This is a genomic window from Solibacillus sp. FSL W7-1324 (assembly GCF_038008025.1).
Taxonomy (GTDB): domain Bacteria; phylum Bacillota; class Bacilli; order Bacillales_A; family Planococcaceae; genus Solibacillus.
Genome location: NZ_JBBOYH010000001.1, coordinates 1,879,646 through 1,904,685 on the forward strand (window position 1 = coordinate 1,879,646; position 25,040 = coordinate 1,904,685).

The following is a 25,040-nucleotide window of genomic DNA, read 5'->3' on the forward strand; positions in this document are numbered from 1 at the left end:
TTTTCCTGTTTATTGGTTACTCGCTTTTAATAAGCGGTATGCATCCATATTAATTGTTTTTACTGGGCTGATATCTTCCATGATATCCACTACATCGGTTAGCAATGGTGTTAAATTTTCTTCGATAAATTCTTTTTTCACCGCATCTGTTACTTCGATTTCCAAGTTATCCATTCGGATTAGCAGTTCATCGCACATAATATGCAATACTTCTTCCTCACGATAAGTTGGCGTATCGTTCAAAATAAGCTTTGCACGCAAATCCAAATATTTATACCAGTAATCCCTTAAATCCAGCTGTTGCTTATTTTTATATTGCTGACGTTTAAAACCATTTGGATCCGTATTATTCGTCAAAGTAAGCAGTCTTTCCATTTTGTACTCAATCGTTGACTGATTTTCTTTCATTTTCAGATGTTCTGCTTCAAGAAATTTTTGTTTCTTTTTTGCTTTTAAAAATTTTATTAGTTTCTTACCCGCATAATATAAGACAACTGACCCAACGATAAACATCCAGTAGTTAATAATCAATCCTATAATAAATAATATGCCTATCCAAATCCATAGATTTTTCATTGTTACACTCCCGATACTTCAAACAATGAAGAAAATTATAGCACCGGAAAATTGGCACAACAACCGGTAAAATAAGACAAAGCCTCTTACTAGGGATGAACCCGAAGTAAGAGGCTTTTAGATTAGTATGCTACGCGGTTTTTTTCGTATGCAGCGATTTGCTCTTCATACTGGAACGTAAGAGAAATTTCATCCCATCCATTCAGTAACATTTGTTTATAGTATGGATCGATGTCAAATGAATACGTTTTGCCGTAACCTGTCGTAACTGTTTGCTGTTCTAAATTTACTTCAATTGCCTGTGCTTCTGCTAAACCTCTTTCTAAAAGTTCGTCACATTCGCTTTCCGTTAATTTAATCGGTAAAATACCATTTTTGAAACAGTTATTGTGGAAAATATCCGCAAAACTCGGTGCGATGACAACTCGGAATCCGTAGTCAAGTATTGCCCACGGTGCGTGTTCACGTGATGAACCACAGCCAAAGTTATCTTGTGCAACTAAAATTTCTGCGTTTTTATATTCTGGTTTATTTAATACAAAATCCTCAATTGGATTGCCGTTTTCATCAAAACGCCAGTGATAAAATACGAATTGTCCGAATCCTGTGCGTTCGATGCGCTTTAAAAATTCTTTCGAAATGATCTGGTCGGTATCGACGTTTTTACGATCAAGTGGTGCATAAATACTATTTACTATATTAATCGGTTTCATGCTGATCTCTCCTTATGCTTCCTGCTTTTGTAGCTTACGAACATCGACAAAACGTCCGTGAATTGCAGCAGCTGCTGCCATCGCTGGTGATACAAGATGTGTTCGGGCACCTGCACCTTGACGTCCTTCAAAGTTACGGTTAGATGTTGAAGCACAACGCTCACCCGCTGGAATAACATCTTCATTCATCCCTAAGCAAGCAGAACAGCCTGATTCGCGCCATTCAAAGCCGGCATCAAGGAAAATTTGATGTAGACCTTCTTCTTCTGCCTGGCGTTTTGTCGACCAAGAACCAGGAACTACAATCCCTTTTACACCCGGTGCAAGCTTTTCGCCTTTTACAATTTCAGCAGCTGCACGTAAGTCATTAATACGGGAGTTCGTACAAGATCCGATAAATACATGTTGGATTTCAATATCCGTAATTTTTTGGCCTTCTTGTAAATCCATATATTTCAGTGCTTTGTTTAATGCAGATCTATCCGTTTCATTGTCATAATCAGCAGCAGTAGGAACTGTTTTCGAAACGCCGACACCCATCGCTGGATTTGTACCCCAAGTTACAATCGGTTCAATTTCCTGAGCGTCAATTTCAAGAACAACATCATATGTTGCATCCGCATCAGAAGCAAGACTTAACCAATATTTTGCCGCTTCCTCAAATTTTTCACCTTGAGGAACATGACGGCGACCGCGTAAAAATTCAACTGTCGTTTCATCCGGTGAAATAAGGCCTGCTTTTGCTCCTGCTTCAATTGACATATTACAGATTGTCATACGCTCTTCCATAGAAAGCTTGCGGATTGCTTCACCTGTATACTCTACGATATGTCCTGTACCTACACCGATTCCCCATTTTGCAATGATTGCTAAAATGATATCTTTTGCTGTTACCCCAATACCAAGTTCACCGTTAACACGGATTTCCATTGTTGGCGGCTTTAATTGCCATAATGTTTGTGTCGAAAGTACATGTTCTACTTCCGAAGTACCGATTCCGAATGCGATTGCGCCGAATGCACCGTGAGTTGCTGTATGTGAATCACCGCAAACAATTGTTTTACCAGGTTGTGTAAGACCTAATTCCGGTCCAATAACGTGAACAATCCCTTGATCCGGATGACCGATATCCGCTAATTCGATACCGAACTCTTTTGCATTTTCAGCAAGTGTCATAATTTGTTTTTTTGCGATTGGATCGTTAATCGTCGGCAGGTTTTTTGTAGGTACGTTATGATCCATTGTTGCGAACGATAGATCTGTACGACGCACTTTCCGTCCTGCCAGGCGTAGTCCTTCGAATGCTTGAGGACTTGTTACTTCATGAATTAAATGCAGGTCGATATAAAGTAAGTCCGGCTTTCCTTCTTCACGATGTACGACATGCTGTTCCCACACTTTTTCAATAATATTTTTCCCCATAGTTCTCACCGTTCCTTAACCATATATAGTGTTGATATTCAAAACAATCAACAGTTTTCTTTCGATTGAAATTAGTTATATGAAATCATAATGCTGTCTGAAACGAAGCTTGCATCGATTTCGTTCAGTACTTTTTCTGTCCATTCTTCTGTTGATAATGTACGTGTATGTTCCTGAGCTAAATCTGCTGTGTAGTAGCCATCTTCGAAAACGGCTGCAACAGCACGTTCGATTTCTGCAGCTTCTTCTTTTAAGCCGAATGAATATTGAAGCATCATTGCTACTGAAAGAATTGTTGCTGCCGGATTCGCAACACCTTGGCCTGCAATTTCAGGAGCTGAACCATGTACAGGCTCATAAAGTCCAAAATTATCGCCGCGAATTGATGCAGAAGGTAATACACCAAGTGAACCCGTAATAACAGAAGCTTCATCACTTAAAATGTCGCCGAATAAGTTTTCTGTAACAATGACATCATAATGACCCGGGTTAGTAATCAGTTTCATCGCCACTGAGTCAACTAAGTTGTGTTCTGTTTCTACATCTGGGTACTGCTTTTTCTTTTCTTCTACAATTTCACGCCATAAACGGGATGTATCCAGTACATTTGCTTTATCTACCGAGCAAAGTTTTCCACGGCGTAAACGTGCTAATTCGAATGCATTTTCAACAATACGTTCGATTTCTTCACGAGAATACACACATGTATCAATAGCACCTGCATCTGTTTTTTTACGTGGCTCTCCGAAGTATAGCCCTCCTGTTAATTCACGGACGATCATTAAGTCTACATTTTCCGCAACTTCACGCTTTAATGGAGAAGATGCAAGTAAACTTGGGAATGCTTTCACAGGACGTAAATTCGCAAATAAATCAAAGTGCTTGCGGATTTTTAGTAAACCTTTTTCCGGACGCAATGCTGGCGGGTTGTTATCCCATTTCGGACCACCAACTGCACCTAATAAAATGGCATCACTTGCTTCACACATCGCAATTGTCTCTTCAGGTAATGGATTATTGTACTGGTCAATTGCAGCTCCGCCGATTGAAGCATAGTTTAAATGAAATGTATGGTTAAAACGTTTCCCGATTACTTGTAATACTTTTACTGCACTTGCAACAACTTCTGGACCAATGCCGTCACCTGGTAGTACTGTAATTTTCTTTTCCATTTGTAAAACACCTTTCTTTCTACGTGAAGTAACTTGATGTAGAAGCGCCACCAATTAAGATGGCGCTATTATTCTTATAATGAGCTTGCTAGTTGTTTTCCTTTACAGTAGCAACCTTATTTTTATTAAACCGTAATTTCTTGTTTATCGCGTACTTGCTGTTGGATCAATTGTCTGTTTACTGCATTTAAATACGCTTTTGCGCTTGCTTCCAGCACATCTTGTGCTGAGTCACGTCCTGTTGATGTATAGCCGTTATATTTTAAATTAATGACCGCTTCTCCAAGTGCATCGCGTCCTTTACCGACTGATTGTACTCGGTAGTCCAAAATATTGACTTTACCTCCAACAAGCTGTTCAAGTGTATTAAAAATGGCTTCGACTGAACCTGATCCTGTTGAGGCGATTGTTTTCAACTCGCCATCAGGTGTCATAACTGATGCAGTAGCTGTTGGAATATTTTCTGTACCGTATTGAACTTGAACCGATTTAAGTTCAAATAACGGAACATCTTCTATTGAAACTTGCTGCTCAGTTAAAATCGTTGTTAAATCTTCTTCTGTTACTTCTTTTTTGCGGTCCGCTAATTTTTTGAACTCAGCGAAAGCTTTGTTCAATTTTTCATCCGACAGCTGGAAGCCCATTGTTTCGGCACGGTCACGGAATGCTGCGCGGCCTGAGTGTTTTCCTAAAACTAACGGGATATCGTCTTCGCCGATCAGTGCCGGTGAAATGATTTCATATGTTTCAGGGTTTTTCAGTACACCATCCTGGTGAATACCCGATTCATGTGCGAATGCATTTTTACCGACAACAGCTTTGTTCGGTTGAATGACTACGTTTGTTAAACGGCTTACCATCTGTGATGTACGTTTTATTTCTTTTAAGTTCAAGCCAGTTTCAACACCGTAGAAGTCTTTACGAATATGTAGGGCAACACCGATTTCTTCTAATGCGGCATTTCCTGCACGTTCACCTAGACCGTTAATCGTACATTCTACTTGATCTGCACCGTTTTCGATGGCTGCCAATGAGTTTGCAACTGCCATTCCTAAATCGTCATGACAATGAGCAGAGAATTTAATTTTTTCTGCACCGATCACGTTTTCACGTAAATAACGGAATAAAGCGCCGTATTCTTCCGGTGATGCATAACCAACTGTGTCTGGAATATTAATCGTTGTTGCACCAGCTTTAATAACTTCCTGGCAAATACGAACTAAAAATTCTTTGTCTGAACGGAAACCATCTTCTGCAGAAAATTCTACAAGTGAGAATTTTTCCTTTGCATACTTTACCGCAGTAACAGCCTGCTCAATTACTTCGTCTGGATTTTTCTTAAGCTTATATTCCATATGAATCGGGCTTGTTGCGATAAACGTATGAACATGTGGCTGCTCAGCATGGCGAATTGCTTCCCAAACTGCATCGATATCGCTTTTCACAGCACGTGCTAAACCTGTGACGATTGAATTCTTCACCGTTTTTGCGATTAACGATACCGCCTCCAAGTCACCTGGAGATGAGGCAGGGAATCCCGCCTCAATAATTGTGACACCTAAACGCTCTAGTTGTTTTGCGATTTCTACTTTCTCTGCTGTATTTAAGTTAATACCAGCCGATTGTTCTCCATCGCGCAATGTTGTATCAAAAATGTCAATTTTTCTCATATTATTTCACTGTTACCTTTTGTTTTCCTTGGTTGATGAATGGCATCATAGCACGTAATTTTTCGCCAACTTCTTCAATTTGGTGGTTTGCGCCAGCTTCTTTGAATTTTGTATATTCAGGACGACCGTTTTCGTTTTCAGCGATCCAGCGTTTCGCAAATGTACCGTCTTGGATATCAGTTAATACATCTTTCATACGAGCTTTTACTGATGCGTCGATAATGCGTGGACCTGAAACATAATCGCCCCACTCTGCAGTATCAGAAATTGAGTAGCGCATTGTTGCCATACCGCCTTCGAACATTAAGTCAACAATTAATTTAAGTTCGTGTAATGTTTCAAAGTAAGCTAATTCTGGTTGGTAACCTGCTTCAACTAATGTTTCGAAACCTGCTTTAACAAGTTCAGTTGTACCACCGCAAAGTACTGCTTGCTCACCGAATAAGTCAGTAACTGTTTCTTCAGCAAATGTTGTTTCAAGTAATCCGCCACGTGCTGAACCGATTCCTTTACCGTATGCAAGAGCTAATTCACGAGCTTGACCTGTCGCATCTTGGTGGATTGCGAATAATCCTGGTACGCCAGCGCCTTCAGTGAATTGACGACGTACTAAGTGACCTGGGCCTTTTGGAGCTACTAGGAATACGTCTACATCTGCTGGTGGTTGAATTTGACCGAAGTGTACGTTGAAACCGTGTGCGAACATTAACGCTTTACCTGGTGTTAAATGTGGTGCGATTTCAGCTTCGTATACTGCTTTTTGACGCTCATCCGGAAGTAAGATTTGGATTACATCCGCTTCTGCAGCAGCTTCTGCTACTGATTTAACTTCTACGCCATCTTCTTTTGCTGCATCATATGATTTACCTGGACGGATACCTACTACTACATCAAAACCTGATTCTTTTAAGTTAAGCGCATGAGCATGGCCTTGTGAACCATAACCGATGATCGCGATTTTTTTACCTTGTAATACTTGCTCGTTGATTTCGTTTTCATAATACATTTTTGACATTTTCATTTCCTCCAATTAAGTGAATGTTTTTTTATTTTGTAATTCGGGCTTCAGATGACATCCTCCACCCTGTTTAAAACCAATGTTGTATTGCCTTATTTTAAAATCGATAATTGCGGGCTTTCGATTTTTTGTGCTTCACGGATAGCTGCTGTTGCACCTGTACGTGTTAATTCTTTAATGCCATATGGACGAAGTAATTCGATAAAGGCATCGATTTTTTCCGGATGGCCTACAACTTCATATGTCACAACATTTTTTGATGTATCGACTACTTGCGGGCGGAATGGTTCTACGATTGCATTCATTTCCAGGCGCAAGTTCGGCGGAGATACTACTTTTATAAGAGCCAGTTCACGAAGGACGATCGCTTTTTCTGTAATATCATTTACTTTTAATACATCAATTTGCTTTGAAAGCTGCTTGATTAATTGTTCGATTTTATTTTCATCTTCCACATGAACGATGAACGTCATTTTCGAAAAATTCGGTTGCTCTGTATGACCTACTGTAATCGATTCAATATTGAATTGACGTTTCATTAATAAGCCAGTCACTCGGTTCAATACGCCGCTTTGGTTGATTACTGTTACTGTCAGCACTCGCTTCATGGCTTCTTCACTCCAATCATTTCATGTAATCCTTTACCAGGCGCAACCATTGGGAATACGCTCACAAGTTGTTTTACTCGGCAGTCAATAACAACCGGTTCATCTGAATTGATCGCTTCATCAAAGATCGCTTCCGCTTCAGAAATATTGTCGATGCGGTAGCCTTTAATGCCATATGCATCAGCAAGCTTAACGAAGTCCGGCTGAATTGGCATCAAGCTTTGTGAATAACGCTCCTCATAGAATGTTTCCTGCCATTGACGAACCATTCCTAAACAGCTGTTATTAAGGATTACTACTTTTACTGGTAAGTTAAATTCTTTTAATAATGCAAGCTCTTGGTTTGTCATTTGGAAACCTGCATCCCCAACAATGGAGATAACTTTTTTCTCAGGCTTCGCAAACTGAGCACCGATCGCAGCTGGGAAACCGAAGCCCATCGTTCCTAAACCGCCTGAAGTTACCCAGTTATGCGGATTATTTAAATGATAGTATTGGGCTGCCCACATTTGGTGCTGTCCAACATCTGTCGTAATGATTGCTTCACCGTCAGTCAATTTATGAAGGATCTCAATTGCCTGCTGTGGCAATACTTCTTCTCCTGCATCTTCATACCATAGCGGATATTTATCACGGCTATCATTTAAGTAATGAACCCATTCCGTTGTATCCGGGCCTTCGAAATCTTTTTTCAGCAGTGCTAATAATGCTTCTTTTGCATCTGCAACAATCGGGATATCAGTCGGTACATTTTTTCCGATTTCTGCTGGGTCGATATCGATATGGATGATTGTAGCGTTCGGTGCAAAGGTCGCTAAATTTCCTGTTAGTCGGTCATCAAAGCGGGCACCGATATTAATTAATAAATCGCATTTTGTAATCGCATCATTTGCCGTTGCATAACCGTGCATTCCGGCCATTCCGTAGAATTGTTTGTGCTGTCCGTGAATGCTGCCTAAACCAAGTAATGTATTAACAACCGGTAGATTATATTTTTCAATAAATTCAGTCAATTGTTCACGTGCATCTGCGAATAATACGCCTGCACCTGCTAGCACTAAAGGTTTTTTAGCTAAACTTAATGCTTGAATTGCCTTTTGGATTTGAAGATAATTCGGTTTTGTTGTCGGTTGATAACCCGGTAAATAAATATCTTCCGGAGCTTTAATTTCATCCAGGAACACTGTTTGTGAGATATTTTTCGGGAAGTCAATGACAACCGGTCCTTTACGTCCTGTATTGGCAATATGGAATGCCTCTTTTACGATACGAGGGATATCCGCTACGTCCTGCACCTGATAGTTATGTTTTGTGATCGGTGTTGTAATCCCCATAATGTCCGCTTCCTGGAAAGCATCTGTACCGATTACGGATGTCGCAACCTGCCCTGTAAAAATAACTAACGGAATCGAGTCAATCATCGCATCGGCAATACCTGTTACGAGGTTTGTCGCTCCCGGTCCTGATGTTGCAATTACTACACCCGGTTTATTCATAACACGTGCATATCCTTCAGCCGCATGGATCGCACCTTGTTCGTGGCGTGTCAGAATGTGACGAATAGGATTACGGTAAAGAGCATCATAAATTTGTAATACTGCCCCACCCGGATAACCGAAAATAATATCAACATCTTGTTCATGCAGTGCCTGCACTAAAATATCCGCACCGTCTCTCGGTTTTGTTACTTGTTGTTCTTCGGGCTTTTCGATTTCTTGATTTACTGAAACGTTTGCACTCATAGTAATTTCTCCTTCCTTTTTCAAAACTTTATATGTGAAGTCATTTTTAAAAATTGATAAAAAGAAAAAGCCTTTATCTCCGCACGCAAAAGAAAACCTCTTACGTAGGGATGAAAAAGACTTTTCATGGTACCACCCTCATTTATAACATCGATGAATATTTGCTTCTAAAAAGAAACAGTGTCCACCTAGTTACCTCGCGAACCGCCTGAGCCCCTTTATTTCAAAATTCCCATTAGGAAATTTGTGCAACTAAACAAAGAGAACGGTTCATTAATAACGAGCAATTCGAATATGCCCGGAGCTATCTAATGGCGAATGCGTTTAATAGCTCACTCCGAGGGGATGTCGGATATAGTTGTATCGCCGGCTTCCACCAATACCGGCTCTCTGGTAGATACAAGACTCTATATCCTTTAACCTCATCAACGTTTTAAAGTATTCAGATTATATTTTCATTACGCCGCCTTGGGAAGCATTTGTTACTAAAGCAGAGTAACGTGCCAACCAGCCGCGCTTAATTTTTGGTTCAAATGGTTTTAAGTTTTTACGACGCTCTGCAAGAAGTTCGTCGGAAACTTGTAAATTGATAGTTCTGCTTGGCAAATCAATAATAATTGTATCGCCATTTTGGACCAATCCGATCGGACCGCCTTCAGCAGCTTCCGGAGAAATATGGCCGATTGAAATACCGCGTGATGCACCTGAGAAACGGCCATCTGTAATGAGTGCGACTTTCGTTCCTAGTCCGCGTCCTTGAATTGCAGAAGTTGGAGCCAGCATTTCCGGCATGCCCGGTCCGCCTTTTGGACCTTCATATCGAATGACTACGACATGTCCTTCTCGTACTCGGCCGTCATCAATTGCCTGCTGTGCTTCTTCCTGTGAGTCGAATACAATCGCTTCGCCTGTGAATGTTTTAATCGAAGGATCAACCGCTCCTACTTTAATTACCGAGCCTTCAGGGGCAATATTTCCGAATAATACGGAAAGTCCGCCTACAGCACTATATGGATTATCCTTTGTGCGAATGACACGATCATTAGTAATTTCATAATCTTTCACAAGCTCTCGCATAGAAACACCTGCGATTGTAGGTCTGTCAGGGTGAATTGCCCCTGGAATTTTTGTTAATTCATTAATAATCGCTTGAACACCGCCAGCTTTTGCAATGTCATCCATCGAGATGTCTGATGCCGGCATAATTTTTGCAATGTAAGGAACACGTTCTGCTACTTTATTAATGTCTTCAATGTTGTAGTCAATTTCTGCTTCATTGGCGATTGCCAGTGTATGAAGCACTGTATTTGTAGATCCGCCCATTGCCATATCAAGAGCAAAAGCATCATCAATCGCTTCTTTTGTAACAATGTCGCGTGGTTTTACATCTTCTTTAATCATGCGTACTAAATGTTTCGCTGCTTCGTAAATTAATTCTTTACGTTTTTCGCTTGTTGCAACGATTGTACCGTTACCCGGTAATGCTAAGCCTAGCATTTCCATCAAACAGTTCATTGAGTTGGCTGTGAACATTCCCGAACAAGATCCGCATGTTGGACATGCATTGTTCTCGATATCAAGGAGCTCTTCAGCTGTCATCGTACCCGCTTTATGTGCACCGACCCCTTCAAAAACACTCGTTAATGATAATGTTTTACCTGAAGAAGAAGTACCCGCTTCCATTGGTCCTCCTGATACGAATACTGAAGGAACATTAGTACGAACAGCTGCCATTAACATACCTGGTGTAATTTTGTCACAGTTTGGTATGTAGAACACTCCGTCAAACCAGTGTGCGTTAATTACCGTTTCAGCTGAATCGGCAATAATTTCACGTGATGGCAATGAATAGCGCATCCCGATATGACCCATTGCAATTCCGTCATCGACTCCAATTGTATTGAATTCGAATGGAATACCGCCTGCTTCAATAATGGCCTCTTTTACTACGTCCGCGAATTCTCGCAAATGGACATGGCCTGGAATAATATCAATATAAGAATTACATACACCGATAAATGGCTTTTCTAAATCTCTCGCCTTTACTTTACCTGTAGCGTATAAAAGACTACGGTGTGGAGCTCGGTCGACTCCCATTTTAATCATGTCACTTCTCATTTTAAACGCCCCTCAACGTAATGCTTTTACTCTAGCTGTTTTTTTATATGTTCGATTTTTCATATAAAGTTCGAATATTCTAAATTTTATAATCAGAAAGTATCGAATGTTTTACACCTTGTAAGCTCACATCAGAATGTCGCTTGAGTGATGTGGTGTACTAAATTGTTGTTATCATAGTACGAAATGAACTAGAACGTCAACACTATTTTTTGAATTTTTTATACAATTCAAAAAGTTTGAAATTATTGCAATCGCTTTCATCCTCATTGATGTTGCCTTTTTACTCTTTCGTCACACTTTTTACAAAAAGTGAATTTTTAAAATTTTTTGTACATATTTATTGACCGCGAATCTTTTTCTCCATAAAAAAGAACCTAGCGCCTATTCAGGCTAGATTCTATTAAGTATCGTAATCTATTAGAGTAATAATAATTCAATAGCAAAATTCAAAATGATTAAACTGTGGATTCCTACAAAAATTAACCCTTGACGGTTTAGCCTCTTCGTTATTGCCATATCCATATTAATCACCCCATTTATTTGATATCCTAACTATACAACATTCGATTTCAAAAATCAAAATATTTTGAATATTTAATTAATGATTTAGCCCACATTTTTTCCATAACCATGGCATAATAACATTACAATGAATAAGGAGTGAATGACGGATGAAAAAAGCTTTAATCGTGATTGATTATACGTATGATTTTGTAGCAGACGATGGTAAATTAACTTGCGGTAAGCCGGGACAGGCAATAGAAAAAAATATTAGTACATTAATAGAACAGTTTATAGAACAAAATGATGTTATCGTATTCGCTAATGATTTACATTATGAAAATGATCCATATCATCCTGAATCTAAATTATTTCCGCCACATAATATTGTAGGAACTAACGGACGTGAACTGTATGGTTCTGTGAAAGATCTATATGAAACATATAAAGATTGCGTTATTTCATTTGATAAAACAAGGTATAGTGCTTTTGCAGGAACAAATTTGGATATTTTACTGCGGGAACGCGGCGTTGAAGAAGTTGTACTTGTCGGAGTCTGCACAGATATTTGTATTTTGCACACCGCAGTGGACAGTTATAATTTGGGCTATAAAATTACGATTCCTGAACATGCCGTTGCAAGCTTTAATGAAATCGGCCATAAATGGGCACTTGGCCATTTTCAATCATGTTTAGGTGCATCCATTATTTAAAATAAAATTTCACCTAATTATTATTTATTATAAAGTAATTTTACTTACGTAATTTACTCAAATGCTTAAAACTTCCAGCTAAAAAAATGTTTAAGGAATTGCCTGTAAGGAAATAAATAACTAGATGCAATTATTATTGAATAATCTTAAACAAAGGAGTTGGACAGTATGATGAGTTTCATTTGGTTCTTAATTATCGGCGGTATTTTAGGTTGGTTAGCCGGTGTTATTTTAGGTAAGGATGTACCGGGTGGTATTATCGGTAACATTATTGCAGGTATTGTCGGTTCTTGGATCGGCAGCATGATTTTAGGTAACTGGGGCTGGAAAGTTTCAGACTTCTATGTATTCCCAGCATTGATCGGTGCCATTATTTTAATCTTTGTTGTAAGCTTCATCCTACGCTCAATGCGTAAAGCAACTTAATTGTAAATCATCTAGAATAACGAGCAAAAAGTGTGACGTAATGTCACACTTTTTTATTTGTCCTCATTTAGAGCAATTTGTTTGAGCTGATTGCCGTAATCCCGGTACAGCTTATAGTAGTATAAAATATCTTCCACATAATCATCACTGTGATTATACTGAAATATCGCTTTTTTCAATTGCCCATCATTTACACCGGCAATGGATAAAAATTTGGCTGCACTGAATACGGCATCTTCAATATCAAACGGATCCGCTACACCGTCTCCATTTGCATCTACCCCATAGCCGCCATATTTTTTTATTATGGCTGGATTCGTTTTATCATGGTCCGGGATGTCCCCCTGCCCTAAATCTTTGCATGAAGGATGTTGCCAGCCTACAAATGTACAGGGCATAAACTGTAGATGCCCTTCTGCGCCAACCGGTGAAATAAGTGTCTTCATTGTGGAAAAACGGGTTTCTACGCGGTGATGGGCCGCCAAAAGCGTCCACGGAACACCGTATTTCTGTTCGGCTGCGACGTAAACAGGGATATACTCGATTGGAATTTCCAAATCAAACTGTTCCTGGATTTGCTGATACACTGTTTTATCGGTAAATGGCCAACCTCGAAGTTGCTGCCAGCTGGAATAAGCGACAATATAAACCGTTAAAGTGATGGGGATAAGCAAAATAATCAATAATATTTTAGTTTTCGGGGTGAGTAAAGGGTTCTTTTTCTTGCTTTTTGCCATATAAGCCACCAATCTTTAAGACGAAATAATGTAGTTAACTTCTATTCTACTAAAAAAGCAGGTAATTTTCACTGTTGAAAATTTGTATATCAATGTATAAAATTAAACTTTGTTTATTAAAGTTAAGAGGAGTTGCTATATTATGTGGAAAGACTTTAAAGAATTTGCGATGAAGGGCAATGTGATCGATTTAGCGGTTGCAGTTGTTATTGGTGCGGCATTCGGTAAAATTGTTACGTCATTGGTTGAAAATATTATTATGCCGCTTGTCGGTATGCTTACTGGCGGAATTGACCTGACAAATGAATGGAAGTTCGGATCAGGTGAAGCACAGGTTGCACTCGGCGTATTCGTTCAATCGATTATTGATTTCATCATTATCGCATTTGCCATTTTTATGGCTTTACGAATACTGACAAAACTAAACCGTAAAAAGGAAGCGCAAGTTGCGGAAGAACCGACTCCTGAATTGGATGCAAAAGAAGAGCTGCTTAAGGAAATCCGTGATTTATTAAAAAACGAGCAAACTAAATAAAAATCACTAATCCTGGGATACAAGTTTAACGTATTCCAGGTTTTTTTCTTTTTTATTTCAATTATTCCCCTATTCTACTTAATACTCGTTTCCCCTATTGTCCCTTTGATCTGTTCATGTTAAATTGATGTAATACTCGATTCATTCGAAATGTTTAGTAAATTCATGTAAGGAAGTGTATTCATGTCACAACGTTCAATTGAAACAAAATTAGTGCAGCTCGGAAATTTAAGTGATGCCAAAACAGGTGCGATCAATCCGCCGATTTATATGTCGACAGCTTATCAGCATACAGGCATTGGTGAATCGACAGGGTATGATTATACACGTACAAAAAATCCAACTCGTACGATTCTCGAACAAGGCATCGCTGAGCTGGAAAACGGCGATGCAGGATTTGCCTGTAGTTCTGGGATGGCGGCAGTACAACTTGTCATGTCATTATTTAAACCGAACGATGAATTAATCGTACCGGAAGATTTATATGGCGGAACATATCGTCTATTCAAAACATTTGCGGAAAACTATAATATTAAACCGGTTTATAATCCATTTACTAATGTTGAAGAAGTTGAAAGTTTAATCAATGAAAATACGAAAGCATTGTTTATCGAAACACCGACAAATCCGTTAATGCAGGAAATTGATTTAGTGACATATGCGGAACTGGCGGAAAAACATAACATACTGCTAATTGTAGACAATACATTCTACACTCCTTATTTCCAGCGTCCTCTTGAATTAGGTGCACATATTGTTTTACATAGTGCTACAAAGTATATTGGCGGACATAATGATGTTTTGGCAGGACTGGTCGTTGCCAAAGGAGCTGAATTATGTGAGAAGTTAGGATACTATCACAATGGTATTGGAATGGTGCTTTCGCCTATGGATTCATGGCTGCTGATTCGCGGACTGAAAACATTGCATTTACGTTTAAAGCAGCACGATGCGAATGCAAAAAAAGTCGCGCAATATTTAGCTGATGAACCTCTTGTAACGGATGTACTATACACAGGAAAAGGCGGCATGCTTTCCTTCCGTGTCAAAGATGCATCAATGGTCAACCCATTTTTAAAAGGGATCAAACTGATAACATTTGCAGAAAGTCTCGGAGGGGTTGAGAGCTTTATTACTTACCCTGCTACTCAAACACATGCCGACATGCCTTATGAGGAACGTGTTGCACGAGGCGTTTGTGACCGATTACTTCGTTTCTCAGTCGGTATTGAAGAAGCGGAAGATTTAATCGCTGACCTGACACAAGTTTTTGATTCGTTAAGAGGTGAATTTGCATGACAAACCGCATTGAAACCGCATTAGTTCATGGGGCAATCCGTGAAGGCTATGCCGATAAAAAAGGTGCTGTAAATGTGCCGATGTATTTATCCTCGACTTTCCATCAGGAATCGATTGACGAATTTGGGGAATATGATTATGCACGTTCGGGAAATCCGACACGTGCCGCATTGGAAAAAGCGATTGCCGAACTTGAAGGCGGTGACCGAGGGTTTGCATTTGCCACAGGTATGGCAGCTGTATCTGCTTGCTTTATGATTTTATCTGCAGGTGATCATGTCGTGATTACCGAAGATGTTTACGGTGGTACATACCGTTTCGTTACAAAAATATTGCCGCGCTATGGCATTACGCATACATTTGTTGACTTTACTGATCTTGAAGCAGTAAAAGCAGCTGTACGTCCGGAAACAAAATTAATTTATATGGAAACACCTTCGAATCCTACATTAGGAATCACAGATATTCGTGGTGTAGTAGAAATTGCAAAACAACACGGTGCGCTCACGTTTTTGGATAATACGTTCATGACCCCGCTCCATCAAAAACCGCTTGAATTAGGTGTTGATGTTGTAATCCATTCTGCTACAAAATTTTTATCAGGGCATTCCGATATCGTAGCAGGGCTTGTTGTGACAAAAGACGAAGCGCTGGGCAATGAGATTTATTTCGTTCAAAACTCATTCGGTTCTGTACTTGGTGTTCAGGATTGCTACACATTAATTCAAAACATGAAAACAACGGCTGTACGTTTTAATGAGGAATCACGTGTAGCGATGCGCATTGCACAATTTTTACATGCACATCCGTTAGTTGAAAACGTATACTATCCTGGACTCCCTACTCACCCTGGGTTTGAAATCCATGCAGCACAGGCAACTTCTGCGGGAGCGGTTTTATCGTTTAGTTTGCCGAATTATGACATTGCGAAAGCTTTTGTGGAAGCGATGAAAATTCCGGTATTTGCAGTTAGTCTTGGCGGTGTTGAATCAATTTTATCGTACCCTGCCAAAATGAGTCATGCCGCGATGGAGCCAGAAGAACGTGCAAAACGCGGAATTACTGATGGCTTGCTGAGATTTTCAGTCGGATTGGAAAATGAAGATGATCTGATTGAAGACTTTACACAGGCACTGGAAATCGCCAGTACAATTAAATAAATCGTTTAAAGGCCGCTAATCTCTTAAATAGGATTTTGGCGGCCTTTTGTTGTGCGCTTAATCACTTGTCACCGATAATAAATTGATTTCGTAGCCACCTTCACATGATTTAAAATTATAATCAGTCAGCGAACCCGTCACATCTTCGTTTAGCTCACCACATTGGTAATTTTCAATATTTTGACTTCCAAAATTATCTTCGCGGTTATCGACTTCGATGTTATATTGGCCTTCCTGATATTCAACTCTCCAGTAAATAGGTGCCCCCTCAATCGTATAGCGCGTCAGCTCCAACGACGATTGTTTATTATCTTCTGTATCTTTTAAAAATTGATGCAATAACTCCAAATTTTCAATCTCACCATTATGGTCAATAACACGATCATTTCGTACAGTTTCAACTTCCGTTTGCTCAATTGTTTCAGGTTGCACGTTTTCTTGACATCCAGCCAATAGAAGCAAAATGCCTAAAGCGAGTAAGTTTTTCATGAAATCCCCTTCTTTAATGATTAGTTTTTCGATTCTCTTTACCTATAGACGCATAAAAAGGAAAAAAGTTACAGATAATTTTATTTTGAATTCGAGATATTTTTCTTGTCGTCAATACAGTTGAGTAGTAAAGTAATAGTTAAGAATTATCGAAATCAGTTTCCTTTTGTGAGATTGGTCAGTGAGAACAACAGTGCGATTACTTATTGGAGGAATGAACATGTATACAATTCCAGGACATCATCATATTTCGATGATTACAAAAAATGCACAGCAAAACAACAAATTTTACCGTGATATTTTAGGATTACGCCGTGTTAAAGTGACGGTCAATCAGGACGACACATCCATGTACCACCTCTTTTATGGGGATAAAACAGGCAGTCCAGGAACAGAGCTTTCCTTTTTTGAAATTCCGTTAGTTGGACGCACTCACCGAGGTACAAATGCCATTACAAAAATCGGTTTGATCGTACCAAACGTTGATAGTCTGCAGTATTGGGTTCATCGACTGGATGAATTCGGTGTTCAACATGAAGGCATCACAACATTTGCCGGTCGCCCTGCCCTTCTCTTTGAAGATGAAGAAGGTTTACGTTTGGCACTTATCGCTGCACCCAATACGAAAGTTGAACATTGGGAAGCATATGAAAAATCACCTGTTCCAGTTGAACATCAAATTCAAGGCATGGGAACTGTTGAAATGACGGTAAAAAATAAAGGAAAATTAATTCGGACTTTAACTGAACTCTTTGGTTTTGTATTGAAAACACAAGACAAAACAACCGCCCTTCTTCAATCGGTCAATGATGAGATGTTTGGAGAAATTTATATTGTTGAACAGGACGGGCCTTCTGAAAAACCTGGTCGCGGCAGCATTCACCATTTGGCCATCCGGGTGAAAAATGGTGAAGAATTGGCCTATTGGGATGACCAAGTAAAAGCACGAGGGTTTATGTCATCAGGCATTGTCGATCGATTTTATTTTAAGAGCCTGTATTTCCGAGAGTCGAATGGCATTTTATTCGAAATTGCGACGGATGGACCAGGCTTTTTACGCGACGGTCATGTGGACTCGCTCGGTGAACAATTGGATTTGCCGGATTTTTTAGAACCCCGACGTGTAGAAATTACAGCAAAATTAAAGCCGATTTTATAAGGAGTCAGTGATTATGGAACAATATCGAATTAATGAAAAAAGCGGGATGGAGTTTGGACTATATACGTTAGGTGACCATATTCCGAATCCGTTAACAGGCTCACGCATTCCTGCGCAGCAGCGGATTCAGGAAATCATCGAAGCGAGCCAGTTGGCGGAAGAGGCAGGTATTGATGTATTTGCGGTCGGTGAAAGCCATCAGCAATACTTTACAACTCAGGCTCATTCGGTTGTACTTGGTGCAATTGCACAGGCAACGAAAAGCATTAAACTGGCAAGCTCTGCCACGGTGTTAAGCGTAGCGGATCCGGTCCGTGTTTACGAGGATTTTGCGACAATCGATTTAATTTCCAATGGCCGTGCAGAAATCGTTGCAGGACGAGGCTCCCGGGTTGGCGCACATGAACTGTTCGGAGTTAGTCTACGTGACTATGAGGAAATTTTTGAGGAAAAACTCGCCCTGTTAAAACAGTTAAATGACAATTCGGTAGTAAATTATAATGGGAAATTTCGTCCAGCTTTAAAGGATGCACATATTTTACCTCAGCCGTTAAATGATTCGATTCCAATTTGGCGGGCTGTTGGCGGTCCTCCCGGAAGTGCGATAAAAGCCGGTTATATGGGCATTCCAATGATGCTGACAACTTTAGGTGGACCTTCGATAAACTTTAAAGCTTCTGTTGATGCATACCGCGAAGCAGCAGATCGCAGTGGTTTTGATGCGGCATCTCTACCGATTGCAACGACGAGTCTGTTTTATGTTGCGGAAACGGAAAAAGAAGCGGTTGATGGGATGCATCCGCATTTAAGCGGTGGGTTCCAGGCGATTCGAGGTCAAGGCTATCCGCGCTGGCAAGTGGAACAGGCACCGCAAGTGGAAGACGCGCTCATGGTTGGCAGTCCGAACCAAATTATCGAAAAAATGCTGTACCAATACGAATTGTTTGGCATGCAGCGCTTCATGGCCCAAATCGATTTTGGCGGTGTGCCTTTTGATAAAGTAATGAAAAATATCGAACTGATCGGTAACGAAATCATCCCGGCGATTAAAAAATATACAGCGAGATAACAGGTAACCCATCCATTTCTTTGAATGAAATGGATGGGTCTTTGCGATATTGCCTAAGCAAAATCAGCATACACTTATTTCAATAAAAAACCCGTGAAGCATATATTCCTTCACGGGTTAGAATCAGGTGTTATCGTACATTTAGTATTAATTCGTTTTTAAAAAATCAGGATCCATATAGGCAGGGTTCGGGTATTTGTAGAATCCTTCTCCTGTTGAAACACCCATTTTACCTTGATCAATCATTTCGCGTTTAATTTTTTCTGCGACTAATTTTGCTGCCGGATCGTGCTCTGCGCGCATTAAGTTTAAATTATAAGGTGTTTCCATTCCTACGATATCGTATATTGCAAATGGTCCGCGTGGCGATCCTGTTGAAACCATCCAGTTTTTATCGATTGTTTGCGGATCTGCAATATCTTTCACCCACAGCTCCATTGCCGCAGATAAAAACGGTACTAATAATGAATTAAGAATATAACCAGGCTGCTCTTTTTTCAGCACAAACGGAATCATGCCGATATTACGTGCAAAATCTGCCACTTGTTCAACATACTGCATTTCTGTTCCGGGGTGTCCCATTACTTCCGCCGTATTGTTTTGCCAAATAGAATTCGCAAAGTGTAATGCCAGGAACTTTTCCGGACGGCCAGTAAACTCAGCAAATTGGCTTGGTAATAATGTTGAGGAATTGGAAGCAAAGACTGTTTTTTCAGGTGCCACTTTCCCCAGGTTTTCATAAAATTTCTGTTTGATTTCTATTCGTTCCGGCACTGCTTCGATTACAATATCTGCATCTTTTGTTGCTTCTGCTAAATCAGTGTAATACTGAAGACTGCCGGACGCTTTTTCAGCACGGTCAACGTCTTGAAAATATTGGCCATATGTTGTTTTTAATGTAGCCATACGCTGTTTTGCCTTAGTAATTGCCTCTTCATTAATATCATAAACACTTACTTCAAATCCGAAAAATGCGGAATGGAATGCAATTTGACTACCTAAAACACCGCTTCCTGCAATTGTAACCTTTTTATAATTCATAGAATCCTCTCCTTTTTTAATAGCTCAATCCACTGAGAGTATTCCCTGTTTTATGGTAAATGAAAAGCAGTTATCTTATAAAATGACAATTAGTGAGGGTTATTCATTCAATAAAAAACCCCGCAAAAGGAATGACTCCTTCGCGAGGTTCATTTTATACAGTTACTTTACTTTTGGGTGCAACACTTTCCCACACCTTTTCGATGCGTTCTTGTGCTGCTTCATCCAATGTAAAGCCATTGTCAGTTTTCGTTACTTGTTTATCAACGATATAAATAGGGCTTGAAATTGTTGTCGCTCCTAAAATCGAAAGTACCGGCTTCAGTGAATATTCGAGTGCCAATAAGTGTGCGATGGACCCGCCGATTGCAACTGGTACAACAATTTTGTTTTCCAGTCCTTTTTGCGGCAGTAAATCGATGAATGTTTTCAAAATGCCAGTATAGGAACCTTTATAGATCGGTGTCAGGAAAAGGACGATATCGGCCTCACCTACTTTGACAATCTCTTCGGCAATTGCCTCACTCGCATAGTTTGCCGTAATCAAATCTTGCGCAGGCAACTGGTGGACCTGAATCGTTTCATGAGAAATACCTTGCTGTTCCAGCAATGTTTCAATGGATTGCTGAACACCTGTTAATCGGGATGTCACACTGTTACCACCATTAATTAAAATCGCTTTTGTCATGATTCACACTCCTCCTAAATATTTTGTAAAGTATAACGGGATGGGACTTGTTTTAACCCTAAATTCTCACGAAGTGTCTTACCCTCATATTCTGTACGGAATACCCCGCGCTTTTGTAGCTCAGGAATTACTAAATCAATAAAATCGGTAAAGCCGCCCGGGAAGTACGGAGGCATTAAGTTGAAGCCATCCGCAGCTTCCTCATCTACCCACTCAATCAACTGATCTGCGATTTCACTTGGTGAACCGAAAATAATGCGATGACCACGTGAACCGGCGATACGTAAATACAGCTCACGAATAGTCAGGTTTTCGCGTTCTGCCAGCTCAATGATCAGCTGTTGACGGCTGCGGTTCCCGTTTGTCGGAGGAATGTCTTTCGGCAATGGACCATCCAGATCATGTTGCGAAAGGTCAACACCTAAGTAGTCTGCCAAAAAGTCCAAACCAATTTCCGGTGTTATTAACTGTTGCAGTTCCTCATATTTGGCATAGGCCTTTTCTTTCGTTTCCGCTACGTAAATTGATACGCCAGGCATGATTTTGATATCATCGCGGTCACGTCCTGCAGCAACTGCCTTGTCTTTCAGTTTTTTATAAAATTGCTTTGCATCTTCAAGTGTCTGCTGTGCCGTAAAAATAACATCTGCTTGTTGCGCGGCAAGTGTCGTACCGGATTCCGAAGATCCTGCCTGCACTAGTACCGGTCTGCCTTGTGGAGGACGCGATGAATTTAAAGGGCCACGTACTGCGTAATATTCACCTTTATGGTTTAATGTGTGCAGCTTCCCTTTTGTAATATATTCACCTGTCTTTTTATTGCGAGCCAATGCATCATCTTCATAAGAATCCCATAAACCTTTTACAACTTCGACAAATTCATCTGCCCGTTCATAGCGTAGAGAATGATCCAAGTGCTGGTCCTGGTTAAAGTTGCTCGCTTCTGCCGAATAGTAACTTGTCACAATATTCCATGCTGCGCGCCCGCCGCTTAAATGATCAAGCGATGAAAACTTACGCGCGATATGAAATGGCTCATTGTATGTTGTTGACGCAGTAGCTGTTAAACCGATATTTTTAGTCACGGTCGATAACACACTGAGTAATGTAAGTGGTTCAAAGCGAACTTGTTCTGCCGGGTGTGAAAGTTCGTTAAAAGATAAACCGTCACTTAAAAACAGCATATCTAATTTGCCTTGCTCGGCTTTTACAGCAACTTCTTTAAAAAATTCGACATTCTCGCTTGCATCCGCCTGTGCATCCGGGTGACGCCATGAAGCGATATGATGCCCTGTACCCATTAAAAAGACGCCTAATTTCATTTGTTTTTTCGTCATTTGCGTACCTCCTACACTAACTGTTCTTCGCGTTTAGCCAATATTTCATGAACAAGTGGAATGACCTTTTCGCCAATCTCTTCGATTACTTCCAAATGCGGGAAACCACGCAGCAACACTTTGTCAAAGCCTAAATCTACGAATTCCACGATACGCTCAGCTACCTGCTGCGGCGTGCCGACAAGCGCAATCGAATTGCCGGATAACACTTGTGTTAACCCTGCCCAAATATTCGGTGCAATGACGAAATTATTGTCTTTTGATTCTAGCATCAACTGATGAAGGCGGTTCACTCCTACCGCTCCGTTGCTTAACGTATTGGCATGTTTTGCTGCCAATACTTCAGGGTCTACTTGGCTAATAATTTTGTTCGCATTTTCAAATGCCGCTTCTTCTGTTTCACCTAAGACAACCTGGAATGAAACACTGTAGGAAAGATCGCGATTTTTTTCTTTAGCCAGCTTCACAACCGTTTCAAGTTCTTCTTTTGTCGTTTCCAATGTTTCGCCCCAAAGCATGTAAACGTCAGCCACATCTGTTGCAACTTCTTTTGCAATCGGTGATGAGCCACCGAAGTAAATCGGAGGAGCATTTTTAACAGGCAATGGCAAGTTCGCGCCTTTTAATGTGTAAAACTCGCCATCATAATCGAACGTTTCTCCGTTGAACAGACGTTTTAAAATTTCAATATATTCGCGTGTACGCTTGTAACGATCTGAATGGGATAGGAAATCCCCGTCATTTTCAAGTTCTTTCGGTGCCCCGCCTGTTACGACATTGACAAATACTCGGTTATTCGACCAGTAGTTGACCGATGAATACTGTTTCGCCAGTTGTGTTGGCGCAGTAGAACCCGGACGAACCGCAAACAGAAAGTTCAAAGTATTTGTATTGGCTGTCAAATGAGATGCAGCAACCAATGAATCAACACAGCTTCCGCCAATCGGCAACAGTAATGTCGAGAAGCCTGCTTTTTCAGCGGCCTGTGCAACTTTTGTAATATACTCTACAGAAGGTTCACGATCTGAATCTATCCCGACACCTGACCATGTTTGTGCACCTTTATTTGACGTTTGGTTTCCTACATATTCACTATCACCAGAAGTTGGCGCCATTGTAATAAACTCTACTTTTGTCATTTGAATTCCCCCTTATTTTGTAACCGGCGCACTTGCTACTACTTCATCAGCCGGTAATTCGTTTGATTGTTGAATTGAACCTGATTTCAACTGTTCTGCCACCTGAGCAAATGATTGATTTGCCGGGATGTTAATGAATGAAATTTGTTCTTCCTGCGCTTTTTTATAAGATAATTCGCAGAAAGTTTCAGGCGGTGCAACAAAAGTTGTCGCGCCCAATTCAATCGCTTTACGTAATGTTGCTCCACGGCGACCTTCTGTTAAATCAAGTGCCGGATTACGCAGATCTTCTACAGAATGGTCCTTCTGAATGATACGTAAAATTGTTCCTTCCACAATCGGTGTTACAAGACCTTCATCATTTACTACTACTGCAATCGCCATTTTAAATCCCCCTGTTATTTTGTTATTTGAGCGACTTCGGCAGCTTTTTGTAAGCTTTGTGCCAAGTCGTTTTTAATATCGTCAATATCTTCCAAACCAATTGATAAACGGATCAGACCTGGTGTGACACCACTTGCCAACTGCTGCTCCGGTGATAATCGTGAATGAGATGTGCTTGCCGGATGGATGACAAGTGACTTCGAGTCGCCGACATTGGCAACGTGTGAAAGAAGCTGAACATTATTAATAAATGCCTTCGCTGCCTCTAGTCCGCCTTTGATCCCAAAGCTGAAAATCGACCCTGCCCCTTTCGGTAAATACTTCTCTACTAAATTGTTTGGATCATTGCCAGGCAGTGTCGGATAATTTACCCATTCCACCAGATCATGATCCGCTAAATATTCAGCAACGGCCTGTGCATTCACAACATGCTGTCGTACGCGCACTGCCAGTGATTCAAGACCTTGAATGAAAAGCCATGCATTGAATGGTGATAATGTGGCACCTAAATCATGCCCCAGCTCAAAGCGTGCCTTCGAAATGAATGCCTTTTCTCCTGCCGCTTCAACAAAAGAACGGTTGCCGATCAATTCATTCGGTTCTACGAAGTTTTTGAATCGAGGCGCTTTCCATTCAAATTTACCGCCATCAATAATCGCACCGCCCAAAGATGTTCCGTGACCGCCGATAAATTTCGTTGTCGAATGCACAACAATATCTGCTCCAAATTCAATCGGCTTCGATAAGTAAGGTGTCGCAAATGTATTATCAACAATAAGCGGTACATCATGGCGGTGGGCTACTTGAGACAATCCTTCAATATCTGCAATTTGCAGGCTCGGATTGCCGATTGTTTCAGTGAATACAGCGCGTGTTTTGTCATTGATTGCTGCTTCAACTTCCTGTAAGTCAGATCCTTCAACAAAGCGTACTGTTACACCGAAGCGAGGCAATGTTTTAGAGAACAATGTATACGTACCGCCATAAAGAGCATTCGTTGCGACAATTTCATCGCCTGCCTGTGCGACAGTCAGTACAGCAATCAGGATTGCCGCCTGCCCGGAAGCGACCGCAAATCCTCCGGCACCGCCCTCCAAGGCAGCTAGACGTTCTTCAAATACTGCATTTGTCGGATTGGCATTTCGCGAATATAAATAGCCGCTTTCCTGTAATTTGAATAAGTTTGCCGCATGTTCCGCATCATCAAATACATAGGAAGTCGTCTGGTACAGCGGCACTGCACGTGATCGTGTTACCGGATCAACTGTTTGACCCGTATGGAGTGCGATTGTTTCCTGATTGAAAAATGTCATAAGAAAAG

At 40.6% G+C, this 25,040-nt stretch carries 24 protein-coding genes; 7 read left to right on the forward strand and 17 right to left on the reverse strand.

What is annotated here, in order from left to right:
• Positions 1 to 9: 9 nt before the first annotated feature.
• The 9 genes from MKY71_RS09065 to ilvD all read right to left on the reverse strand — a co-directional run bounded on the left by MKY71_RS09065 (position 10) and on the right by ilvD (position 11,039).
• On the reverse strand, positions 10 to 576 hold the full coding sequence (locus MKY71_RS09065; RefSeq protein WP_340732289.1) for an ABC transporter substrate-binding protein: 567 nt from the start codon (positions 574 to 576) through the stop codon (positions 10 to 12).
• Positions 577 to 698: 122 nt separating this feature from the next.
• A complete protein-coding gene (gene leuD / locus MKY71_RS09070; protein ID WP_340732290.1) occupies positions 699 to 1,289 on the reverse strand; it encodes a 3-isopropylmalate dehydratase small subunit in 591 nt (196 codons plus the stop codon).
• A gap of 12 nt (positions 1,290 to 1,301) precedes the next feature.
• A complete protein-coding gene (leuC, locus tag MKY71_RS09075; RefSeq protein ID WP_079526911.1) occupies positions 1,302 to 2,711 on the reverse strand; it encodes a 3-isopropylmalate dehydratase large subunit in 1,410 nt (469 codons plus the stop codon).
• A 71-nt stretch (positions 2,712 to 2,782) separates the two neighbouring features.
• Positions 2,783 to 3,883 carry a 3-isopropylmalate dehydrogenase gene (gene leuB, locus MKY71_RS09080; protein WP_079526913.1) on the reverse strand — a complete coding sequence of 367 codons (1,101 nt, stop codon included), beginning with the start codon at positions 3,881 to 3,883 and terminating at the stop codon, positions 2,783 to 2,785.
• Positions 3,884 to 4,008: 125 nt separating this feature from the next.
• Positions 4,009 to 5,553 (reverse strand): 2-isopropylmalate synthase, encoded by a 1,545-nt coding sequence (locus MKY71_RS09085; protein ID WP_340732291.1) that lies wholly within the window; start codon positions 5,551 to 5,553, stop codon positions 4,009 to 4,011.
• A 1-nt stretch (position 5,554) separates the two neighbouring features.
• Positions 5,555 to 6,568 carry a ketol-acid reductoisomerase gene (ilvC, locus tag MKY71_RS09090; RefSeq protein WP_340732293.1) on the reverse strand — a complete coding sequence of 338 codons (1,014 nt, stop codon included), beginning with the start codon at positions 6,566 to 6,568 and terminating at the stop codon, positions 5,555 to 5,557.
• Between the two features lie 95 nt (positions 6,569 to 6,663).
• The gene (ilvN, locus tag MKY71_RS09095; RefSeq protein ID WP_008403681.1) at positions 6,664 to 7,179 is read right to left on the reverse strand and encodes an acetolactate synthase small subunit; all 516 of its coding nucleotides are present in this window, start codon (positions 7,177 to 7,179) and stop codon (positions 6,664 to 6,666) included.
• Entirely contained in the window at positions 7,176 to 8,921 is a 1,746-nt protein-coding gene (gene ilvB / locus MKY71_RS09100) for a biosynthetic-type acetolactate synthase large subunit (RefSeq protein WP_340732295.1), read from the reverse strand. Before ilvB ends, ilvN begins: the two co-directional genes overlap by 4 nt.
• 447 nt (positions 8,922 to 9,368) lie before the next feature.
• The gene (gene ilvD / locus MKY71_RS09105) at positions 9,369 to 11,039 is read right to left on the reverse strand and encodes a dihydroxy-acid dehydratase (protein ID WP_340732296.1); all 1,671 of its coding nucleotides are present in this window, start codon (positions 11,037 to 11,039) and stop codon (positions 9,369 to 9,371) included.
• Positions 11,040 to 11,713: 674 nt separating this feature from the next.
• Here ilvD and MKY71_RS09110 point away from each other — a divergent pair.
• Together MKY71_RS09110 and MKY71_RS09115 are read left to right on the forward strand one after the other, a co-directional pair.
• Positions 11,714 to 12,256 (forward strand): cysteine hydrolase family protein, encoded by a 543-nt coding sequence (locus tag MKY71_RS09110; protein WP_340732298.1) that lies wholly within the window; start codon positions 11,714 to 11,716, stop codon positions 12,254 to 12,256.
• 168 nt (positions 12,257 to 12,424) lie between these two features.
• Positions 12,425 to 12,682: a GlsB/YeaQ/YmgE family stress response membrane protein gene (locus tag MKY71_RS09115; protein ID WP_340732299.1), complete on the forward strand. Its 258-nt coding sequence runs from the start codon at positions 12,425 to 12,427 to the stop codon at positions 12,680 to 12,682.
• 53 nt (positions 12,683 to 12,735) lie between these two features.
• On the opposite strand, the gene MKY71_RS09120 is transcribed toward MKY71_RS09115, so the two are convergent.
• Positions 12,736 to 13,419 (reverse strand): lytic transglycosylase domain-containing protein, encoded by a 684-nt coding sequence (locus tag MKY71_RS09120; protein WP_340732300.1) that lies wholly within the window; start codon positions 13,417 to 13,419, stop codon positions 12,736 to 12,738.
• 142 nt (positions 13,420 to 13,561) lie between these two features.
• Between MKY71_RS09120 and mscL the strand changes: the two genes are divergently transcribed.
• From mscL to metC, 3 genes are all read left to right on the forward strand, one after another.
• On the forward strand, positions 13,562 to 13,954 hold the full coding sequence (gene mscL, locus MKY71_RS09125; RefSeq protein ID WP_340732301.1) for a large conductance mechanosensitive channel protein MscL: 393 nt from the start codon (positions 13,562 to 13,564) through the stop codon (positions 13,952 to 13,954).
• 183 nt (positions 13,955 to 14,137) lie between these two features.
• On the forward strand, positions 14,138 to 15,253 hold the full coding sequence (locus MKY71_RS09130; protein ID WP_339194387.1) for a methionine biosynthesis PLP-dependent protein: 1,116 nt from the start codon (positions 14,138 to 14,140) through the stop codon (positions 15,251 to 15,253).
• The gene (gene metC, locus MKY71_RS09135; RefSeq protein ID WP_339194390.1) at positions 15,250 to 16,413 is read left to right on the forward strand and encodes a cystathionine beta-lyase; all 1,164 of its coding nucleotides are present in this window, start codon (positions 15,250 to 15,252) and stop codon (positions 16,411 to 16,413) included. The genes MKY71_RS09130 and metC overlap by 4 nt, the downstream gene beginning before the upstream one ends.
• A 57-nt stretch (positions 16,414 to 16,470) precedes the next feature.
• Here metC and MKY71_RS09140 read toward each other — a convergent pair whose 3' ends face one another.
• Positions 16,471 to 16,902 (reverse strand): DUF4362 domain-containing protein, encoded by a 432-nt coding sequence (locus MKY71_RS09140; protein WP_340732302.1) that lies wholly within the window; start codon positions 16,900 to 16,902, stop codon positions 16,471 to 16,473.
• Between the two features lie 220 nt (positions 16,903 to 17,122).
• Between MKY71_RS09140 and MKY71_RS09145 the strand changes: the two genes are divergently transcribed.
• Positions 17,123 to 18,061: a ring-cleaving dioxygenase gene (locus MKY71_RS09145; protein ID WP_340732303.1), complete on the forward strand. Its 939-nt coding sequence runs from the start codon at positions 17,123 to 17,125 to the stop codon at positions 18,059 to 18,061.
• Positions 18,062 to 18,074: 13 nt separating this feature from the next.
• Positions 18,075 to 19,130 (forward strand): LLM class flavin-dependent oxidoreductase, encoded by a 1,056-nt coding sequence (locus MKY71_RS09150; RefSeq protein ID WP_340732304.1) that lies wholly within the window; start codon positions 18,075 to 18,077, stop codon positions 19,128 to 19,130.
• Between the two features lie 147 nt (positions 19,131 to 19,277).
• Here MKY71_RS09150 and MKY71_RS09155 read toward each other — a convergent pair whose 3' ends face one another.
• The 6 genes from MKY71_RS09155 to MKY71_RS09180 all read right to left on the reverse strand — a co-directional run bounded on the left by MKY71_RS09155 (position 19,278) and on the right by MKY71_RS09180 (position 25,032).
• Positions 19,278 to 20,171 carry a 3-hydroxyacyl-CoA dehydrogenase gene (locus MKY71_RS09155; protein ID WP_340732305.1) on the reverse strand — a complete coding sequence of 298 codons (894 nt, stop codon included), beginning with the start codon at positions 20,169 to 20,171 and terminating at the stop codon, positions 19,278 to 19,280.
• A 154-nt stretch (positions 20,172 to 20,325) separates the two neighbouring features.
• Positions 20,326 to 20,859: an NADPH-dependent FMN reductase gene (ssuE, locus tag MKY71_RS09160; protein ID WP_340732306.1), complete on the reverse strand. Its 534-nt coding sequence runs from the start codon at positions 20,857 to 20,859 to the stop codon at positions 20,326 to 20,328.
• Positions 20,860 to 20,873: 14 nt separating this feature from the next.
• Positions 20,874 to 22,196, reverse strand: coding sequence for an LLM class flavin-dependent oxidoreductase (locus tag MKY71_RS09165; RefSeq protein WP_340732308.1), 1,323 nt, complete (start codon positions 22,194 to 22,196; stop codon positions 20,874 to 20,876).
• Positions 22,197 to 22,207: 11 nt separating this feature from the next.
• Positions 22,208 to 23,335, reverse strand: coding sequence for an LLM class flavin-dependent oxidoreductase (locus MKY71_RS09170; protein ID WP_340732309.1), 1,128 nt, complete (start codon positions 23,333 to 23,335; stop codon positions 22,208 to 22,210).
• 12 nt (positions 23,336 to 23,347) lie between these two features.
• Positions 23,348 to 23,719 (reverse strand): chemotaxis protein CheY, encoded by a 372-nt coding sequence (locus MKY71_RS09175; RefSeq protein ID WP_339194410.1) that lies wholly within the window; start codon positions 23,717 to 23,719, stop codon positions 23,348 to 23,350.
• A gap of 14 nt (positions 23,720 to 23,733) precedes the next feature.
• Positions 23,734 to 25,032 (reverse strand): O-acetylhomoserine aminocarboxypropyltransferase/cysteine synthase family protein, encoded by a 1,299-nt coding sequence (locus MKY71_RS09180; RefSeq protein ID WP_340732310.1) that lies wholly within the window; start codon positions 25,030 to 25,032, stop codon positions 23,734 to 23,736.
• Positions 25,033 to 25,040: the final 8 nt, after the last annotated feature.

Excerpts from the sequence above, each read along its gene's own strand:
- MKY71_RS09065 (WP_340732289.1), bottom strand. The coding sequence starts at position 576 with ATGAAAAATCTATGGATTTGGATAGGCATATTATTTATTATAGGATTG.
- leuD (WP_340732290.1), bottom strand. The coding sequence starts at position 1,289 with ATGAAACCGATTAATATAGTAAATAGTATTTATGCACCACTTGATCGT.
- leuC (WP_079526911.1), bottom strand. The coding sequence starts at position 2,711 with ATGGGGAAAAATATTATTGAAAAAGTGTGGGAACAGCATGTCGTACAT.
- leuB (WP_079526913.1), bottom strand. The coding sequence starts at position 3,883 with ATGGAAAAGAAAATTACAGTACTACCAGGTGACGGCATTGGTCCAGAA.
- MKY71_RS09085 (WP_340732291.1), bottom strand. The coding sequence starts at position 5,553 with ATGAGAAAAATTGACATTTTTGATACAACATTGCGCGATGGAGAACAA.
- ilvC (WP_340732293.1), bottom strand. The coding sequence starts at position 6,568 with ATGTCAAAAATGTATTATGAAAACGAAATCAACGAGCAAGTATTACAA.
- ilvN (WP_008403681.1), bottom strand. The coding sequence starts at position 7,179 with ATGAAGCGAGTGCTGACAGTAACAGTAATCAACCAAAGCGGCGTATTG.
- ilvB (WP_340732295.1), bottom strand. The coding sequence starts at position 8,921 with ATGAGTGCAAACGTTTCAGTAAATCAAGAAATCGAAAAGCCCGAAGAA.
- ilvD (WP_340732296.1), bottom strand. The coding sequence starts at position 11,039 with ATGAGAAGTGACATGATTAAAATGGGAGTCGACCGAGCTCCACACCGT.
- MKY71_RS09110 (WP_340732298.1), top strand. The coding sequence starts at position 11,714 with ATGAAAAAAGCTTTAATCGTGATTGATTATACGTATGATTTTGTAGCA.
- MKY71_RS09115 (WP_340732299.1), top strand. The coding sequence starts at position 12,425 with ATGATGAGTTTCATTTGGTTCTTAATTATCGGCGGTATTTTAGGTTGG.
- MKY71_RS09120 (WP_340732300.1), bottom strand. The coding sequence starts at position 13,419 with ATGGCAAAAAGCAAGAAAAAGAACCCTTTACTCACCCCGAAAACTAAA.
- mscL (WP_340732301.1), top strand. The coding sequence starts at position 13,562 with ATGTGGAAAGACTTTAAAGAATTTGCGATGAAGGGCAATGTGATCGAT.
- MKY71_RS09130 (WP_339194387.1), top strand. The coding sequence starts at position 14,138 with ATGTCACAACGTTCAATTGAAACAAAATTAGTGCAGCTCGGAAATTTA.
- metC (WP_339194390.1), top strand. The coding sequence starts at position 15,250 with ATGACAAACCGCATTGAAACCGCATTAGTTCATGGGGCAATCCGTGAA.
- MKY71_RS09140 (WP_340732302.1), bottom strand. The coding sequence starts at position 16,902 with ATGAAAAACTTACTCGCTTTAGGCATTTTGCTTCTATTGGCTGGATGT.
- MKY71_RS09145 (WP_340732303.1), top strand. The coding sequence starts at position 17,123 with ATGTATACAATTCCAGGACATCATCATATTTCGATGATTACAAAAAAT.
- MKY71_RS09150 (WP_340732304.1), top strand. The coding sequence starts at position 18,075 with ATGGAACAATATCGAATTAATGAAAAAAGCGGGATGGAGTTTGGACTA.
- MKY71_RS09155 (WP_340732305.1), bottom strand. The coding sequence starts at position 20,171 with ATGAATTATAAAAAGGTTACAATTGCAGGAAGCGGTGTTTTAGGTAGT.
- ssuE (WP_340732306.1), bottom strand. The coding sequence starts at position 20,859 with ATGACAAAAGCGATTTTAATTAATGGTGGTAACAGTGTGACATCCCGA.
- MKY71_RS09165 (WP_340732308.1), bottom strand. The coding sequence starts at position 22,196 with ATGACGAAAAAACAAATGAAATTAGGCGTCTTTTTAATGGGTACAGGG.
- MKY71_RS09170 (WP_340732309.1), bottom strand. The coding sequence starts at position 23,335 with ATGACAAAAGTAGAGTTTATTACAATGGCGCCAACTTCTGGTGATAGT.
- MKY71_RS09175 (WP_339194410.1), bottom strand. The coding sequence starts at position 23,719 with ATGGCGATTGCAGTAGTAGTAAATGATGAAGGTCTTGTAACACCGATT.
- MKY71_RS09180 (WP_340732310.1), bottom strand. The coding sequence starts at position 25,032 with ATGACATTTTTCAATCAGGAAACAATCGCACTCCATACGGGTCAAACA.